We start from the raw sequence: 16,777 nt of genomic DNA on the forward strand, positions 1-16,777 counted from the left end.
CTTACCCGGCCTACGGTTCGTGCCCTTGTAGGCCCGGTAAGCGCAGCGTCACCCGGCGATAACTGCGCAGGCTACAAATCATACCGTGACAGCCCGATGTCTTTTAAATGTTCATCACTTAACTTGCTCAAAATCCGGCGCGTGCGGTTGATGCGATACCAGCGGACGAGGGCTTTTCCCATCCAGATAAAGATCGCAAAGGGGCGTTTGGCTCGATTTTCGTGGAATTCCATGATGCTCTCCTCGGGGGGTCTGAGGGGTTATCATCACGGATCCCACACCTTCCAATACAGATTCAAAAATTACTTTTTTTTAACATACAGATCGTCTAAAACAGGAACTGCATGGCAGTTTTTACCGCCATCTGTACCGGTTTGCTTTTCTGTATGGTGAGAATAAGGGATACAGCATGACGCGCTACCAACATCTGGCCAATCTTCTGGCGGAACGCATTGAACAAGGGCTCTATCGCAGCGGGGAGCGTTTACCCTCGGTGCGTGCCCTGAGCCAGGAGCACGGGGTCAGCATCAGCACCATACAGCAGGCCTATCAGATCCTCGAAAACTTACAGCTGATCACCCCCCAGCCGCGCTCGGGCTATTTTGTCGCGCCGCGAAAGGCGCAGCCGCCGGTGCCGGCGATGTCGCGCCCGGTGCAGCGCCCGGTGGAGGTAACCCAGTGGGATGAGGTGCTGACCCTGATGGAGGGGCGCAATAAAACCGACATCACGGCCTTTGGCGGCGGCCAGCCCGACCTGACCCAGCCAAGCCTCAAGCCCCTGTGGAAAGAGCTGAGCCGGGTGGTGCAGCATAGCGTTAAAGAGGTGCTCAGCTATGACGAACTCGCCGGGCGACGCGAACTGCGTGAGCAGATCGCCCGCCTGATGCTGGACGCCGGATCGGTGGTCACCGCCGACGATCTGATCGTCACCAGCGGCTGCCACAGTGCCCTCTCTCTGGCGCTGCTGACCATCTGTAAGCCCGGCGACATCGTGGCGCTGGAATCCCCCTCTTTCTACGGCACCATGCAGATGCTGCGCGGCCTGGGGATCAAGGCGATCGAGATCCCCACCGATCCGGTGACGGGGATCAGCGTCGAAGCCCTGGAGCTGGCGCTGGAGCAGTGGCCGATCAAAGGGGTGATTGTGGTGCCCAACTGCAATAACCCGCTGGGGTTTATCATGCCCGAGTCCCGCAAACGTCAGCTGCTGGCGCTGGCCCAGCGGCACGATATCGTCATTTTTGAAGATGATATTTATGGCGAGCTGGCGTTCGAATATCCCCGCCCCTCCACCATTCACTCGCTGGACATTGATGGCCGGGTGCTGCTGTGCAACTCCTTTACCAAAACTGTCGCCCCCGGGCTGCGGGTGGGGTGGATTGCCCCGGGCCGCTATCACGACCGGATTATGCACATGAAGTATGCCGCCAGCGGCACCAACGTGCCCGCCAGCCAGCTGGCACTGGCTACCTTTATCCGGGAAGGGTATTACCACCGCCACGTGCGGCGGATGCGCCAGATCTACCAGCAGAATATCGAGACCTACACCTGCTGGGTCAGGCAGTTCTTCCCCTGCGGCATCTGTGTGACCCGCCCGATGGGCGGCTACATGCTGTGGGTGGAGCTGCCGGAACATGTGGATATGGTCTGCGTGTCGCGGGAGCTGACGCGGTTTAACATCCAGATCGCCGCCGGATCGCTCTTCTCGGCCTCCGGCAAGTACCGGAACTGTTTGCGGATCAACTGCGCCCTGCCGCCAAACGAGAAGCACCGCGCGGCGGTAGAGCAGATGGGGGAAGCGGTGAATATTGCGATGGCGGAGTAGCGCGGTGCGGCCTGTTCGCCGGGTGGCGGCTGCGCCTGACCCGGCCTACGGTTCGACTCTTTTGTAGGCCCGGTAAGCGCAGCGCCACCGGGCATTTTCACATCAGAACGTCCACGACACGCTGCCGACAATGCTGCGCTCGGCGCCAAAGTAGCAGTAGGAGAGCGAGTTACAGGCCGCCACGTAGCTTTCGTCCGTCAGGTTGTTGACGTTCAGCTGGGCGCTTACCCCGGTCAGCCCCACCTTCGACAGGTCATAGCCCACCGCCAGATCCACCAGGGTGTATGACGGCAGGGTGTGGGTATTCATGCGGTCACTGGTCACGCCGTTGACGTAACGCACACCGGAGCCCACCGTCAGGCCATCCAGCGGCCCGGTTTTCACGTCATAGCTGAGCCAGCCGCTGGCCATATTACGCGGGGCATAAACCGCACGCTTGCCCTCTTCCTCCGGGCTGCTCTTCTTGTAGCGGATGTCGGTATAGGTGTACGCCGCCTGCAGGCGCAGGCTGTCGGTCAGTTGCCCTACCGCTTCCAGCTCCACCCCTTCCGATTCAATTTCGCCGATGGAGCGGTACGGATCGGTCGGCTCCTCTTTGGTGGCGATGTTTTTCTGGTTGATGCGGAACACCGAGGCGCTGAACTGGCTGTTCATCCCCTCCGGCTCAAACTTCACCCCCGCTTCCCACTGTTTGCCTTTCATCGGGTCCAGCAGATCGCCGTTCTCATCCGCAAAGCTGGTCGGGGTAAAGGCGGTGGAGTAGCTGATATACGGCGCGATGCCGTTATCGAACAGGTAGAGCAGCGCCGCGCGGCTGCTGAAGTTATTCTTGTCCAGATCGCTGCGGGTATCGTTCAGCTTGTCGACATTGGAGACGCTCACCTGGTCATAGCGTCCACCCAGGGTCAGGCGCCAGCGGTCCAGGGAGAGCTGATCCTGCAGGTAGTAGCCGGTCTGGCGCAGCTTGTGCTTCTCCTTGCTGTACATCGTGATGCTCTCCGGCCCGGCACCATAGACCGGGTTAAAAGCGTCAATCGGCGGGAAGCTGCCGTAATAGCCGGTGGTGTGGTTGCTGCGATCCTGGTAATCGAGGCCAATCAGCACCCGGTGGTTCACCGCCCAGGTATCAAAGCTGCCGTCGATCTGGTTGTCCAGGGTGATAGCGTTCATCTTCTCGTCCGAGCCGGAGTAACCGCGGTTGAGTTCGGTGTCGTTCAGCCAACCCGCGGCATAGACCTGGTTCAGCTCCACTTTGGTGTGCAGATAGCGCAGCTTCTGGCGCACCGACCAGCCGCTGTCGAACAGGTGCTCGATGTTATAGCCGACCATATCCTCGCGGCGATCGTACTTGTCATAATCGTCCTCGCCTTCGAAGAAGGTGTTAGAGATCATCTTCCCGTTGTGCGGCACCACGGTTCCGTCATAGGGCAGGCCGGAGTGGCTCCCGCCCTCGGGATCGCGGTGCAGGTAGGCCATCAGATCCAGGCGCGTGTTATCGGTGATGCGCCAGGTCAGGCTCGGCATCAGGGCGTAACGCTCCTCTTTGAGTGGATCAAACTGGGAATCGGCATAGCGGGTCATACCGCTCAGACGGGCCGCCACGCGGTCGTCGTCGTCCAGCGCGCCGGTAACGTCAAACATCGCCCCGCGCTGATCGTTGTTCCCGGCGAACAGCTTAATTTCTCCGCCCGGATCGAACGACGGTTTGCGCGAGGTGAGCGCTACGATCCCCCCCGGCGACGAGCGGCCATACAGCACCGAGGCCGGGCCGCGCACCACTTCGATATTTTCCAGGAACCACGGGTCAACCACCAGCGAGCTGTGGGAGTTGGTGTCGCCCATCATCTTCAGGCCGTCGAGATAGACGTTATCCAGGCTGCCGTCGGAGAAGCCGCGCAGCACGATGTAGTCGAAGCGGTTCGAGGCGCCGATCTGGTTGCTGTAGACGCCCGGGGTGTAGCTCACCGCCTGGCGGACGCTGGTGGCGCCCTGCTCCTCAAACTGCTCGCGGGTAACAATCGACACCGCCTGCGGGGTCTCGATATCCGGCGTCGCCAGCTTGGTGGCGCCACTCTGCATCTGCGAGGTGACAACAACCGTTTCGGTTTTTGGCGTCTCCTGCGCCATCAGGGGGAGCGCGACGCTCCCGGTAACCCATCCCACCAGCAGTGCCAGCCGCGATTTAGCGAACATGAAAATCTCCAGAGCTATTTCTAATTATTAATGAGAATTATTACCTTTTTCATTTAGAAGATAGCTATGCGCGCTGCCAGAGTACGTATGCGCAATGCCAAACCGCACGAATGGCGTTGGCGATGGGGAAAAAACGGATTAGCAGCCGTTACGGACCGCGCCGGGGCAGATGCCGTAGCGACGGCGAAAGGCGGTGGCAAAGTTGGTGGCGTGCTGGTAGCCCGACATCCACGCCGCCTGCTGCACGCTGTGGCCTTCCAGCAGATAGCGGCGCGCCAGCGCGAGGCGGCAGTCGCGCAGGTAGTCGAATACCGTGCAGCCATAGGCCTGACGGAATTTGCTGCGCAGACTGCTCGGGCTCATTGCGGCCCGGGCCGCCAGCTGGGCGAGGGTGTACTCCTGCTCCGGAGCCTGCGCCAGCAGATGACGGATCTGCTCCAGCCGGGCATGCTCACCGCCGGCAGCGCTTACCCGCGCCGCGCCCTCCTGCTCCCGCAGGTGCAGGCCGTGGCCCAGCAGTTGATACATGACTCCTTCCAGCAGCAGCTGCCGCGACAGGCTGCTGCGCTCGCGCTGGCGGGCATGCTGGATCCCGGCCAGCACAAAATCCGGTACCTGCCAGACAAAGGTGGGCGCGTTAAGCTTCTCCCACTGCGCCAGCAGAGAGGCGAGCAGGCTTTCACGACGGGCATCGTCAGGGTAAACCCCAAAAGAGAGAGTTTTCAATGCGATATCAGCGTCATGACGGGCAGACATCGCCTGCTGTTCGCTCAGCCTGGCGCTGAAAGCCATGCCCGGGCGCACCACATAAACGTTGCCGCTGAGGGTCAGGGTCACGCAGCCTTCCAGCACCACCAGCACATAGAGCGGGCTGCTGTGGCGGGAGGTGGTTTCATAGGGTTGCAGAACGCGGACATCGGAGTGGGTTAATGAGATGCCGGACGGCAGAATCATCTCTTCGACATCGCCGTGCAGAACCGGGCTGCTGCTGGCGCATGTATCAGTGAGCAGCGGAAAACGGTAGTCAATGCCGTAGCGCTCGCCAAAGACCTTAAAGTCAGCAACGGAAAAGGTTTTTTTCGCTGTGGGGGTCGGGTGAGGGAGCATTGAGTCGGACATACCTGCGCCTGGAAAAGCATATTAAAAATAAAACAGTATCACTCCTTTAACGCGGCGGCAATGCAGGCAAATTTAATAAATATTAAGCTCCGACAAAATGCCGGAGCTCAAATATATCCGCCTGGTGCTGGCGATTATTACGCTTCTTGCCAGCCAGCAAACACTTCTTTATGGTCTTTGGTCAGAACCACATTATTCCCGTCGATTTTATCGACCCACTCAAGCGGAATATAATGGTGTTTACCGCCAGACTCGGAGTCATTTTTTGCGAGCTTAATGCGGTTGCCGTCAAGATGGTCAACGGTGCCAACGTGGGTACCGCAGCTTGCCATTACCTGAGCATGGTCCTTGATTTCACTCTGGTTTACCATAATTAATTCTCCTCATTTGGTTTCTACGGGTGTGACACGAAACTAACTGTAGTCCATAAATAACGTTTCGACCGCCTCATTAGCATTTCGAAACATTATTTCCCGCCGCGTTTTAGGTTCGCACGAAATATATAAGAATCGACTGAGAAATATTCCAGGCACGTTATTATGTCGCATAATTATCTTCACGCACTCAACATGGAGGCATATATGGTAGAAACCAATCGTACCGAAATATCCCTGGCTCTTGGTGAAGCGGTTTTAGATATCGTCCAAAAAGGCCAGGAGGTGTCGAGAGAGAATCTGGCACGGGCCATGAAAAGTAAAGCGGAGCGAGAACCTGATGACGAGCGCCTTCTTGATTACTGGAAAGCCTGTCATATCCTTGCCGCTTAAAGGTGGCGGCGTGGAGCCTGTGCCCCGCGCCGCCTTTGCGATCACTCGTCGAAGTACCAGTAACCCTGGTTAATCAGCCCGGTCAGTTCGTCCACAAATGCCGGATTTCGCAGGGCATCGCCCAGCTCCGCACGGCTAAGCTCGGTGTAGCGACACAGTGCATCTGCTGCGTTTGCATCCGACACCTCCAGCCGCTCGCTGTTGATAAAGAAGCTGCCCCCGACATTCAGGACCCGCAACCCGCTCAGGCGAGTCAGCGTTTCGCCGCCCGTCAGCGCGTCGAGCACCTCTTCCGGGGTGTACTCCGGTTCCGCCGGGGCAATATCCAGCTCGTGGCGCGGCGTGGAGATGAAGCTGCCAAACCACTGCGTAAAATCGTCTGGTTTGCTGATCATGTCGATCATCATCTTGCGCAGACGCTCAAGCTCATAGGCCTCAACCCGGCCCGGATGCTCCCGGCAGGTGAGATCCGGATCGCTGTAGTGCTCCCCGCCCAGATCGTTTTCCAGCGCGTAATCGGCAAAGCTGCTGATCAGATCCCGGCCATTCGGCCCGCGGAAACCTACGGAGTAGTTGAGCGCCGTCTCGTGGGTGAAGCCATCGTGGGGGAATCCAGGCGGAATATAGAGAATGTCGCCCGGGGCCAGATCTTCGTCGATGATCGGCTCAAAAGGATCGACATGAAGCAGCGCCGGATGCGGGCAGAACTGACGCATCGGCAGCTTGTCACCCACGCGCCAGCGACGGCTGCCCATCCCCTGGATGATAAACACATCGTACTGATCGATATGCGGACCCACGCCGCCGCCCGGCACCGAGAAGGAGATCATCAGATCGTCCAGACGCCAGTCCGGCAGCACGCGGAACGGACGCACCAGCTCGGCGGCAGGGGCGTGCCAGTGGTTAACCGCCTGCGCCAGCAGCGACCAGCCGGTTTCGCCTAAGCCATCGAAGTGCTCGAACGGACCGTTACTGGCGTGCCATTTGCCCTCTTTATGGCTCACCAGGCGACTGTCCACCTCCGGCTCCATCGCCAGCCCTGCCAGCTCATCGGGGCTGATAGGATCGACAAAATTTGGCAGTGCGTTTTTGAGGACAACGGGTTTCTTTTGCCAGTATTTTTCTAAAAATTCCGGCCAGTTCAGGTTGAGTTGATACGCCATGGTTAGCACCAGTTAAAAAGACAAACGGGTGTGATTATAGGAAGAGGTGGGGCCGCGCTGCCTTGTCGTGGGTCAAGGGGGAATGAAAACCTGCCGCATTCAGCCATTCGCATGACACAGGGTGACAGTTTCACGCTTTATCGTGAGCGCAAGTTACAGAGCGACTTATATCGTTAATCACTAAGAGCGTATTGTCATGAGGCCTGCGATGAGCCCGTTTATTGAACTGCCGGTTTCCGCCAGCGTAAAGACCCTGATGGGGGTATATACCCGTAAGGAGAACCCGTCCGTTTTCGCACCTGTGGCCGGTGAGCTGCCTGAAGGAAGCGTGGTTCGCATTCAGGCGGCGGTGGTGGGTGATGCGGTGCAGGGAAATCCTCACTGGTACCGGATTGATGAAGAGACCTTTATCTGGGCGGGCGCCTGCACGCCGATCCAGCCCTGTCCCGAATTTCCGCCTGCTACGCGCGTTAACTGGACGGCGGTGGTGTTTGCGGTACGTTAGGCGCTGATAACCCGCACATCCTCTGCCGTAAACGCCGCAATCGCCTCCTGATCCAGGCTCGCCTCCACCACCAGCACGTCGATATCGCGGCTTTTCGCCACCACAAAGCGCGCCACGCCGGGGATTTTATCGGTGGTGAGCGCCACAATGGTCTGGCTGCTCTGGCCGATCACCGCTTTTTTGAACTCGCAGTCGGCAAAGTCGAACCCGGTCAGCCCCATCCCTGGATCCATCGCGCAGCCACCGATAAAGGCCTGATCGAAAATCATCCCCTGGATCTGACTCGCCGCCGTGGCACCCACCGCACCGCCGGAGCCGCGCTGGATCTGCCCGCCGGTGATAATCACCTCACACAGCGGGTGACGCAGCAGTTCCGCGGCGATGGCCGGGGAGTTGGTCACCACGGTGACGGCCAGATCCGGCGGCAGGGCTTTCGCCAGCGCGAGGTTGGTGGTGCCGGTATCGATAAAGATACAGCTGCCCGGCTTGATCAGGGTTGCCGCTTTCTGCGCGATCGTGGCTTTTTTTGCGTGGTTTTGCTGCTCGCGGCTGTAGAAGTTCCCGGCATCGGCCAGCTGTAGCACCGCCCCGCCATAGACCTTCTTACAGAATCCTTCTTTGCTAAGCTCATGTAAATCACGGCGAATCGTGTGTTCCGATACCTGCATGCGGATCGCCAGGTCAGCGCAGACCACCCGGCCATTTTCTTGCAGGATCTGGCGGATCCGATCTTGTCGTTGTTCCGGGAAAGCTGCATAATCGAGCATAAATTATCTTCTCTGGATTTGAATCGAGCAACAATGCGCATAATGTTGCATGACGACGCGCTCTGTCAATCCACCTGGCCCGAAACCGGAGTATCACAATGAAGCGCTATGATGATTACCGTCAGCAGGTGCCCGCCACACAGCCCCATGACGGCTTCCTGTTTGAACCTGTGAACGCAGATGCGCGCGCCGGGGAAAAGGTGCAGCGCAAGACGCCTGCCTCCCCGTTACTGAAACCTGATAAGGATGTGAAATGACCTCTCAGACCACCGGAGCCGTCCAGCGGCTTGCCACCCGGATCGTCTTTTTCATTGCCGGTTATGTCACCGCCACCTGGGCGGTGCTGGTGCCTTTCGCCAAAGCCAATACCGGCGTTAACGAGGCCACGCTCGGTTCGCTGCTGCTCTGTCTGGGGATGGGGGCGCTGATTGCGATGCCGCTCACCGGGATGCTTACCAGCCGCTACGGCTGCCGCCGGGTGATTATCACCGCGATGGCGATCGTCCTGCTCACTACCCCGCTGCTTGCCATCATCCCGGATCCGCGCCTGCTCGCCGCCGCATTGCTGCTGTTCGGCGTGGGGGTCGGCGTGACGGACTGCGCCATGAATATTCAGGCGATCATCGTTGAGCGCGACGCCCCCGGGCCGGTGATGTCTGGTTTTCACGGCATGTACAGCGTGGGCGGCATTGCCGGCGCCGGGGCGATGACCCTGCTATTGACCCTCGGGGCCAGCGCCTTTGTCGCCTGCCTGATCATCATCCTGAGCGTTATCCTGATGCTCGCTTTCAGCCTGAAAGGGCTGCTGCCCTGGGCCAATCCCGCCTCTGGCCCGGCCTTTGCCGTGCCGCGCGGCGTGGTGCTGCTGATCGGCCTCATCTGCTTTGCGGTGTTTCTCGCCGAAGGCACGGTGCTGGACTGGAGCGCGGTGTTCCTGACCGAGGTGCGCGGCGTGCCTGAATCCCTGGGTGGGCTGGGCTTCACCTGCTTCTCGGTGGCGATGACCTTTTTCCGCTTAACCGGCGATAAACTGATCGCCCGCACCGGTGCCCTGCGCGCCGTGGTGGGGGGCGCCATCGTGGCCGCCGCAGGGTTTGCGCTGGTGACCTTTGTCCCGCAGTGGCAGCTGTCATTGCTGGGCTACGTGCTGGTGGGCGCCGGTTGCGCCAATATCGTGCCGGTGATGTTCTCCGCCGTTGGCCGCCAGACCCGCATGCCGCAGGCAGTTGCCGTCCCGGCTATCACCACCCTGGGCTATCTCGGCGTGCTCGCCGGGCCCGCAATTATCGGTTTCGTGGCGCACGCCACCTCTTTAACCCAGGCGTTTATGGTCATTATGGTGCTGATGCTGGTCGTCGCCCTGCTCTCCGTGACCGTCACCGCCTCTCAACCCGCCCGCAGCGAGGGATAAGATGAATATTGCACATGTGGCACTCTGGACCCGTAACCTGGACGCGCAGGTCCACTTCTGGCAGACGGTTTTTGGCGGCCAGCGTAACGAACGCTACCTCAGCAAAAACCGTCCGGGCTTTGAATCGCACTTTATCACGCTGTCCGACGGACCGACTATCGAGCTAATGACGGTGCCGGATCTGCCCGATCGCCCTTCGCACCCGGAGTTTGTCGGCTGGGCGCATATCGCCCTGAACGTGGGTAGCAGGGCGGATGTGGATCGGATGGCGGAGCAGGCGCGGTTGAGCAATACGCTGCTGAGCGCTCCAAGGATGACGGGAGATGGCTATTATGAAGCGGTAATTGCGGACCCGGACGGGAACCGTATTGAGCTGGTGGGGGAATAATCTGCCAATATTTTACCCCTCGTGAGAGAGCATCAGGCATTGCCGGGTGGCGGCTACGCCTTACCCGGCCTACAAAACCCGTAGGCTGGGACTGCCGAAAACCGTGACTGAGCTGGAAAAAATATCGATTGCTACTCTGGCCCGCTGTCCCATGACGACAATGTAATCCATTCTGGCCTACGCTTACCCGATAAGAAACGCAGATTCACCTATTCCGCTATGCACCTTTCATATAGTTATCATATTGTTAAATGATAATGATAATTAATGTGTTAAAATTGACATGTTCATAAAACTGCCACCTGAAACGCATGAACAGAGGGGGCGGTTTTTACGCTGAGCGAAAATCCTCTCATCTTTGTCAGGCTGAAACATTGGGGCTATTAATGGAACACATTGTCTATGTCGTTGATGATGATCACGCTGTCAGGCGGTCCGTGGTCGGGCTGCTGGAGTCTGCCGGGCTGAACGCCCTCGACTTCTCCTCGGCAGAATCTTTTCTGCAACACACCTTTGAAGATGTGCCCTCCTGCGTGATCCTCGATATGCAGATGCCCACCATCAGCGGGTTTGAAGTGGCGGACTCCCTGAAGGCCAGCGGGCGCGAGATCCCGATAATCTATCTTACCGGCCACGGCACCATTCCGATGACGGTGAAGGCGATGAAGGGCGGTGCGTATGAGTTTCTCACCAAGCCGGTGGCGTCGAACGATCTGCTGAACTCCATTGGCGACGCGCTGAAGCTGGCGGAAGAGAACGCCCTGCAGTTGCGGGAGCAGTACTCTCTGAAGCAGCGCCATCTCTCGCTGACGCCGCGGGAGCAGGAGGTGTTGCAGCTGGCGATCAGCGGGATGCTGAACAAGCAGATCGCCGCCGAACTGGGGGTAAGTGAAATTACCGTCAAAGTCCACCGCCGACGGGTAATGGAGAAGATGCAGGCCCGCTCGCTGGCGGATCTGGTCAGGGCCGCGGAGCGCCTGACCAGAAGCCAGCCCTCAGAGTGACGTCTCGCCCTCCGCCAGCGGCAGGGTAAAGGCAAAGACAGAGCCGTGCGGCTCGCGGTTGCGGGCCGTCAGCTTGCCGCGATGGCGCTCGATAATGCTGTAGCTGATGGTCAGCCCCACCCCCATCCCCTGGGCTTTAGTGGAGTAGAACGAGTCAAAGATACGCTCGGTCTGCCCCTGGGCGATGCCGGTACCGCTGTCGGCGATTTCAAATGTGATCCCGCCCCCTTCCGGGTTCGAGGTGGAGAGTAGCAGCGTACCGGGCCGCGTTTTGATCTCGGCCATCGCCTCCACCGCGTTCATCACCAGATTCAGCAGCACCTGCTGGATCTGTACGCTATCAGCCACAATAAAACTGTTCGCCGCCGCCAGGGCATAGCTGACGCTGATGTTCCGCCGCTCCAGCTCGCTGCGCGAAAGAGTGATGATGTGCCGCACCAGATAGTGCAGATCGATACGGGCAAAGGCCGGATCCTGTTTGCGGGTGAGGGACTGCAGGCTGCGAATGATCTCCCCTGCCCGCTCCCCCTCGGAGACAATCTCCTCCAGCCCGAGCCTGGCCTTATCCAGCCGGGCCGGATCGCGGTTCAGCCAGCGCAGGCTGGCCCCGGCATTCGCGACAATCGACATCAGCGGCTGGTTGATCTCGTGGGCGATGGACGAGGTTAACTGGCCGACGGTGGTCGCCCGGGAGACGCGGGCCAGCTCGGCCTGCGCCACCCGCATGGCATCTTCCGCCGTCCGCTGGGTGGTGATGTCGGTGATGATGCCGTAATACTCGTTCACTTCGCTGCCCACGCCGACCGGATCGCCAATCCCCAGAATGGTGCGCACGGCGCCGTCGGCGCGGATAATGCGGAACTCGGCGCGCATGGTCAGGCCATCGCGCACGCTCTCGGTCACCAGAGTGCTGATGCGCGGATAGTCATCCTGGTGCACAAAGGTGAGAAACTCCGCCATCGAGATCATCTTCTGCTTCTCCGGCAGGCCCAGAATGCGGGCATACTCCTCCGACATAAACATCAGATCCTGTTGCAGCTCCCAGCGCCAGCTGCCGGTATGGCTGATCTGCTCCCCCAGCATCAGCGAGGTCTGGCTGGCCCGCAGCTCTTTCTCCACCCGACGCCGCTGCTGGTTCTCCTCCAGCAGCTCGGCATAGAGCCGGGCGGTCTCCAGTGAGATGGCGGCGTGCGCCCCCAGCAGGCTCACCACCCGGGAGTGCTCGACGGTAAAGACCTCCGGCATCAGGCGGTTCTCCAGGTAGAGCACCCCCACCAGCCGCGCCTGCTTGAACATCGGCACGCACATCACCGCCGCGCCGGAGGTGACCAGATACGGGTCCTGGCTGAAGGGGTGAAACTCCTCCGGCTTGCCGGTATGGATCTCCTGCCCGGTGCGGATCACCGCCGCCAGTACCGTCAGCGGCATCTCGGTAGCCATCGGCACCTCTTTGCGGATCTGCACCTTCACGCCGTCGGTGGTGGTGCTGGCGCTGGCCTCGATCTCCGGGATGTTGTTGTCATTCACCCGGATTAAAAAGCCGCGCTGCGCCCCGGCCCGCTCCAGCAGGATGGTCATCAGGGTTTCGATCAGCCGCTCGAGGTTGATCTCTTCCGACAGGGCGCGCGAGGCTTTGATTACGCTCTGGAGATCGCGGATCTCCTCGTTGCGGGCAAAGGCCACCGTGTCCCAGGCGTTGGCCTGGCCGGGGGCCAGCAGATAGGGGAAATCCCGCTCCAGCTGGCGCACTTTGGACTGCGCCCCGGCCCGACCCCAGGCGGTCATCGCCCCGCGGAAGTGGGCCTCGGCGGCGGTGGTGTAGCCGCAGGCGTGGGCGAAGCGCCCCGCCAGCTCGTGGGCCAGGGCGTTGAAGGGGTTGAAGCCCCCTTCGCGCGACAGGCGCACCGCCTTCTCGTACTGTTCGAGGGCGATGCTGTTCATGCCGTCGAGGCGCACGATCTCGGCGTAGATCAACGCCTCTTTATCGGCAAAGGTGCCGGGGTTAACCCGCGCCCAGAGGGCGATCTTGTCGTAATGAAGGTGGATCTGACGGCGCAGATCGGCGGAAAACGTCTCCGGGGTCAGCTGCTGCGAGAGGGTGAGCGCGCTGTAAAGGTGGTAGTCCAGCAGGTGGATATGGCCCGGCGCGGACCAGGCAAAGCGCCCGGCCTGGGCCAGATTATCTGCCGCCTGGGGAAACTCGCCGCAGGCGAAGTGGGCCATGCCGCGGTAGAGCCAGAACCAGAACAGCATGGTGGAGGTCTGCTCCGGCGCCTGCTCCGGGGCGGCAGGCAGCAGGGATTGCGACAGCGCCTCGCTGGCGCTCCACTGACCGTTCACCGGGGTGCGCAGGTGCTCCACGTAGTGGCGCTGCATCAGCAGGATCGTCTCTATGTCCTGAAAATGGGTTTTACGCACGAAGGCCAGTCCGCGCTCGATGCTCATCAGCACCGCGTCGAGATGATCGCCCCGGGTGAGGAAGTTGATCACCTGGTGACAGGCGGCGAAGCAGGCCACCGTCATATCGCCGTGGGTCACGGCGGAGGTGAAGCAGGCCCTGGCGCACTCAATGGTGTAGCCCAGCGGCTGGGTCCAGACGCTAAGCTGATCCAGCGCCAGCAGGGTTTTGGCTTCGAAGGCGTCGTAGCCGTGGCGGTTGACCAGCTCCCGGGCCAGGGTGCCGTACTGGAAGCCGAGCCGATATTCGGCGTAGCGGTGCCCAATCAGCACCCCGAACCACGCCATCGCGGAGGTGGAGGCGCCGGTGATGCCGTGATCCAGGGTCAGGTGCATCATCCGGCACAGCAGAATGAAATGCAGGCGCGAGCTGGTGAAGCTGGCGAAGAGGCTGGCGCTGTTGAGCAGGTTCATCACCGCCTCGGTGTCGCCATCTTTCATCAGCGGCAGGCGGCTAAAATGGTCCTGCGGGTTCTCGCCAACGCGGTTGCACAGGCTCTGCCAGGCCTCGTCGCACTCGGCGTTCTCCGGGAAGCGGCTGACGTGAATGCCAAACACCGCCAGCCAGCAGAGGGCTGCCTCCAGCGCCAGCCGGTTGTCGGACTGGCGCATGTAGACTTCGGCCAGCAGGTTGGCCGCCAGCGCTTTCTCCGCCAGCCCGCCGGGGGAGCCGAGAATGCGGTCGCACAGCCAGCGGGTGGCCTCAAGATTGCCCAGCGCAAACTCGCAGCCCGCCTCTTCGCTGTCGAGAATAAAGTCGCTGGCGCTCTCGGGCGCCGATCCGGCGTTGCCCAGCGCCCGGGCGGTCTGGATATAGCTCAGGGCCGACAGATAATCCCCCGAGCGCCGGGCGCGGCGGGCGGCCAGCAGGCTCAGCTCGCGGAACATCTGGCGCTGGGGCGCAGGCTGAATGCTGTCCAGCGCCGCCGTCACGTGATGCACGGCGCGGAACAGGATCTCGTTACCCGCCGCCTGACGGGCCGACTCCGCCAGCAGGCTGGCGGTGGTAAGGTGCAGGCGGCTGCGCTCGGCGTTATCCAGCAGGGCGAAGGCCGCCTCCTGAACCCGGTCGTGGGTAAAGGCATAGCCTTCCTCGCTGAGGGTGATCAGCTGCGCCGTCACCGCCGGATGCAGGGCGTAGCGGATCTCCGCCACCGACATTGATACCACCCGGCAGACCATCTCCAGCTCGCCGCTGCCGCCCAGACAGGCGATGCTGCCCAGCAGCCGACGGGTCTCTTCGGGCATCTCCTCCAGCTGCTGGAGCACCAGCGTGACCACGTTTTCGGTGTAGTGCCGGGTGCGGATAGCGTGCAGATCGTAGTGCCACTTATCCTGATATTTGTTGTGCGTCACCAGCCCGTCATCGACGATACGGCGGAAGAACTCATGGACAAACAGCGGATTGCCGCCGGTTTTCTCGTGGATCAGCCCGGCCAGATCCGCCGTGCTGGCGGATCGGGTATGGAAGATGCTCGCCAGCCAGCGCGACACCGCCTTCACCGACAGCGGCTCCGGGCACAGCTCGGTGGTATTGCGCGAGATCCGGTGCAGGTTCGCCAGCTGCTGATGCAGGGTGCTGTCCGGCACCGGGCAGACATCCCGGTGCGCCACCACCAGCAGCAGCGGCACGTTACTGGCGTTGGTCAGCAGGTACGCCAGAATTTGCAGGCTGGCGGCGTCGATCCAGTGGATATCATCCAGCAGCAACACCAGCGGGCAGCCCGCGCTGGCGAAGGTTTTCACCAGCGCCAGCACCATATGGCTGAAGCGCGCCCGGGCGTCAAGGGAGAAGCTGTCGCTGGAGAAGCGCGGCTTGTTCTCCAGCAGCAGCCGCAGCTCCGGCACCAGGCTGACGGCCAGCTCGTCATACCCCTCCAGCTCCCGCGACAGGCGGATCTTCCACTGCGCTACCTCCGTTGCCGACAGTCCCAGCAGGTGCAGCACCAGGGTGCGAAAGGCTGAGCTCAGGGCGGCATAGGGCAGCGTGGGGGAAAACTGATCCACCTTGCCTACCGCCAGCAGCACGTTGCGGTGCTGTAGCGCCTTTAGCGCCGAGGCGATAAGGGACGATTTGCCGATCCCCGACGGGCCGCTGATCGCCACAAATCCGGCAAGGTTGTCGCGGCATACCCGGTCAAAGGCGTGGATCAGATCCGTTGCCTGGGGATGGGCGGTGTAGAGGGTATCGGTGAGATGAAACGCCGGGGAGCGATCCTGCAAGCCGGGGGTAAAGGCGGCAATATCGCCCTCGTCGCTCAGGGTAGCCTGGCAGCGGCGCAGGTCGGCAATCAGGCCATCGATGGTCTGGTAACGGTTCTCCGGTTTTTTCGCCAGCATCTTCAGGATGATGGCCGAGATCATGGCGGGCACGCCGGGGCAGACCGCTCCCGGGGAGCGCGGCTCCGAGGCGATGTGGTAATGCGCCCACTTGCCCTGATCCTGGCCGCCCAGCTCAAACGGCAGGCTGCCGGTGAGCAGCTCGTAGAGCACCACCCCGAGACTGTAGAGATCGCTGCGGCTGTCCACCGAGCGGTGGGTGCGGGTGGTGTGCTCCGGCGACATGTAAGCAGGTGTGCCGCCCACGATGGCCAGTCGCGACTGCTGTAGCTCTTCCGAGGCGCCGGACGACAGGCCAAAGCCCCCCAGCCGACAGCTGTTGTCGTCATGAATAAAGATATTGCCGGGCTTGATATCCCCGTGTACCAGGTTGCGCAGATGCATCAGACGCAGAGGCAGGCTGATGCGGATCGCCAGCTCCAGGAAGCTCTGGATACAGGCCATCGGCGCACCAACGATGCGCGTCAGCAGCACAAAGGAAAAAGGGGCGTAAACCAGCGCAAATCGCCCGTGGTACTGCGTGGTGGCGACCGGACGGATAGCCCAGTCGTCGCTCAGGTACTCCCGCAGGGCAAACTCATTACGCAGCAGGCGCGTTGCGTTGGCCTCTTCTTCATCGCTCACGGCGGTGGCGATAATAAACGACCCGCCGGAGCTGGGCAGGCGGGCATTCAGCCAGCAGAGGCTCCCCTCCTGGCCCAGCGGGGTAAAAATGACATCTTCTTTAAGCACAAAAGCCCGCCCTTCGGATAAATTTCCGGGGGCGGGCCAGAGTGCAGGCAGCGATGGGGTGTTCATCCACGTTTCCTTATTTTTCTTCATTAATGGTTCTCGTGGG

Annotated in this window: 14 protein-coding genes; 7 read left to right on the forward strand and 7 right to left on the reverse strand. The window is 60.9% G+C overall.

The genetic code is table 11. From position 1 onward, the window contains the following. Positions 1 to 71 precede the first annotated feature (71 nt). A complete protein-coding gene (locus ACT3IC_RS06775) occupies positions 72 to 233 on the reverse strand; it encodes a DUF1127 domain-containing protein (protein WP_103178092.1) in 162 nt (53 codons plus the stop codon). 176 nt (positions 234 to 409) lie between these two features. Between ACT3IC_RS06775 and ACT3IC_RS06780 the strand changes: the two genes are divergently transcribed. Beyond that, entirely contained in the window at positions 410 to 1,825 is a 1,416-nt protein-coding gene (locus ACT3IC_RS06780) for an aminotransferase-like domain-containing protein (RefSeq protein ID WP_156653831.1), read from the forward strand. 102 nt (positions 1,826 to 1,927) lie between these two features. Here the strand turns inward: ACT3IC_RS06780 and foxA are convergent, their stop codons facing one another. The 3 genes from foxA to ACT3IC_RS06795 all read right to left on the reverse strand — a co-directional run bounded on the left by foxA (position 1,928) and on the right by ACT3IC_RS06795 (position 5,508). Next, positions 1,928 to 4,036 carry a ferrioxamine B receptor FoxA gene (gene foxA, locus ACT3IC_RS06785; RefSeq protein WP_103178090.1) on the reverse strand — a complete coding sequence of 703 codons (2,109 nt, stop codon included), beginning with the start codon at positions 4,034 to 4,036 and terminating at the stop codon, positions 1,928 to 1,930. 120 nt (positions 4,037 to 4,156) lie between these two features. Next, the gene (locus ACT3IC_RS06790; protein WP_473476815.1) at positions 4,157 to 5,137 is read right to left on the reverse strand and encodes a helix-turn-helix domain-containing protein; all 981 of its coding nucleotides are present in this window, start codon (positions 5,135 to 5,137) and stop codon (positions 4,157 to 4,159) included. 137 nt (positions 5,138 to 5,274) lie between these two features. Next, on the reverse strand, positions 5,275 to 5,508 hold the full coding sequence (locus ACT3IC_RS06795; RefSeq protein WP_103178088.1) for a DUF2171 domain-containing protein: 234 nt from the start codon (positions 5,506 to 5,508) through the stop codon (positions 5,275 to 5,277). A gap of 210 nt (positions 5,509 to 5,718) precedes the next feature. Between ACT3IC_RS06795 and ACT3IC_RS06800 the strand changes: the two genes are divergently transcribed. After that, positions 5,719 to 5,904, forward strand: a complete 186-nt coding sequence (locus ACT3IC_RS06800; protein ID WP_103181021.1) for a DUF2767 domain-containing protein — start codon at positions 5,719 to 5,721, stop codon at positions 5,902 to 5,904. 41 nt (positions 5,905 to 5,945) lie between these two features. Here ACT3IC_RS06800 and ACT3IC_RS06805 read toward each other — a convergent pair whose 3' ends face one another. Beyond that, positions 5,946 to 7,067 carry a ribosomal protein uL16 3-hydroxylase gene (locus tag ACT3IC_RS06805; RefSeq protein WP_473476820.1) on the reverse strand — a complete coding sequence of 374 codons (1,122 nt, stop codon included), beginning with the start codon at positions 7,065 to 7,067 and terminating at the stop codon, positions 5,946 to 5,948. A gap of 208 nt (positions 7,068 to 7,275) precedes the next feature. On the opposite strand from ACT3IC_RS06805, the gene ACT3IC_RS06810 reads away from it, so the two are divergent. After that, on the forward strand, positions 7,276 to 7,572 hold the full coding sequence (locus ACT3IC_RS06810) for a hypothetical protein (protein ID WP_103178086.1): 297 nt from the start codon (positions 7,276 to 7,278) through the stop codon (positions 7,570 to 7,572). On the opposite strand, the gene ACT3IC_RS06815 is transcribed toward ACT3IC_RS06810, so the two are convergent. Beyond that, complete coding sequence (locus tag ACT3IC_RS06815) at positions 7,569 to 8,339, reverse strand: DeoR/GlpR family DNA-binding transcription regulator (protein ID WP_473476823.1); 771 nt, start codon at positions 8,337 to 8,339, stop codon at positions 7,569 to 7,571. The genes ACT3IC_RS06810 and ACT3IC_RS06815 overlap by 4 nt on opposite strands. Positions 8,340 to 8,437: 98 nt before the next feature. On the opposite strand from ACT3IC_RS06815, the gene ACT3IC_RS06820 reads away from it, so the two are divergent. The 4 genes from ACT3IC_RS06820 to ACT3IC_RS06835 all read left to right on the forward strand — a co-directional run bounded on the left by ACT3IC_RS06820 (position 8,438) and on the right by ACT3IC_RS06835 (position 11,142). Then, entirely contained in the window at positions 8,438 to 8,596 is a 159-nt protein-coding gene (locus ACT3IC_RS06820) for a hypothetical protein (RefSeq protein WP_473476825.1), read from the forward strand. Further along, complete coding sequence (locus tag ACT3IC_RS06825; protein WP_473476829.1) at positions 8,593 to 9,750, forward strand: MFS transporter; 1,158 nt, start codon at positions 8,593 to 8,595, stop codon at positions 9,748 to 9,750. Before ACT3IC_RS06820 ends, ACT3IC_RS06825 begins: the two co-directional genes overlap by 4 nt. A 1-nt stretch (position 9,751) precedes the next feature. Further along, positions 9,752 to 10,138 (forward strand): VOC family protein, encoded by a 387-nt coding sequence (locus ACT3IC_RS06830; RefSeq protein WP_103178083.1) that lies wholly within the window; start codon positions 9,752 to 9,754, stop codon positions 10,136 to 10,138. A 386-nt stretch (positions 10,139 to 10,524) separates the two neighbouring features. Then, positions 10,525 to 11,142, forward strand: a complete 618-nt coding sequence (locus tag ACT3IC_RS06835; protein WP_039030554.1) for a response regulator transcription factor — start codon at positions 10,525 to 10,527, stop codon at positions 11,140 to 11,142. Here the strand turns inward: ACT3IC_RS06835 and ACT3IC_RS06840 are convergent. Next, entirely contained in the window at positions 11,134 to 16,737 is a 5,604-nt protein-coding gene (locus tag ACT3IC_RS06840) for a trifunctional serine/threonine-protein kinase/ATP-binding protein/sensor histidine kinase (RefSeq protein ID WP_473476833.1), read from the reverse strand. The genes ACT3IC_RS06835 and ACT3IC_RS06840 overlap by 9 nt on opposite strands. Positions 16,738 to 16,777 lie beyond the last annotated feature (40 nt).

The organism is Leclercia sp. GHBNCSD (assembly GCF_055805075.1).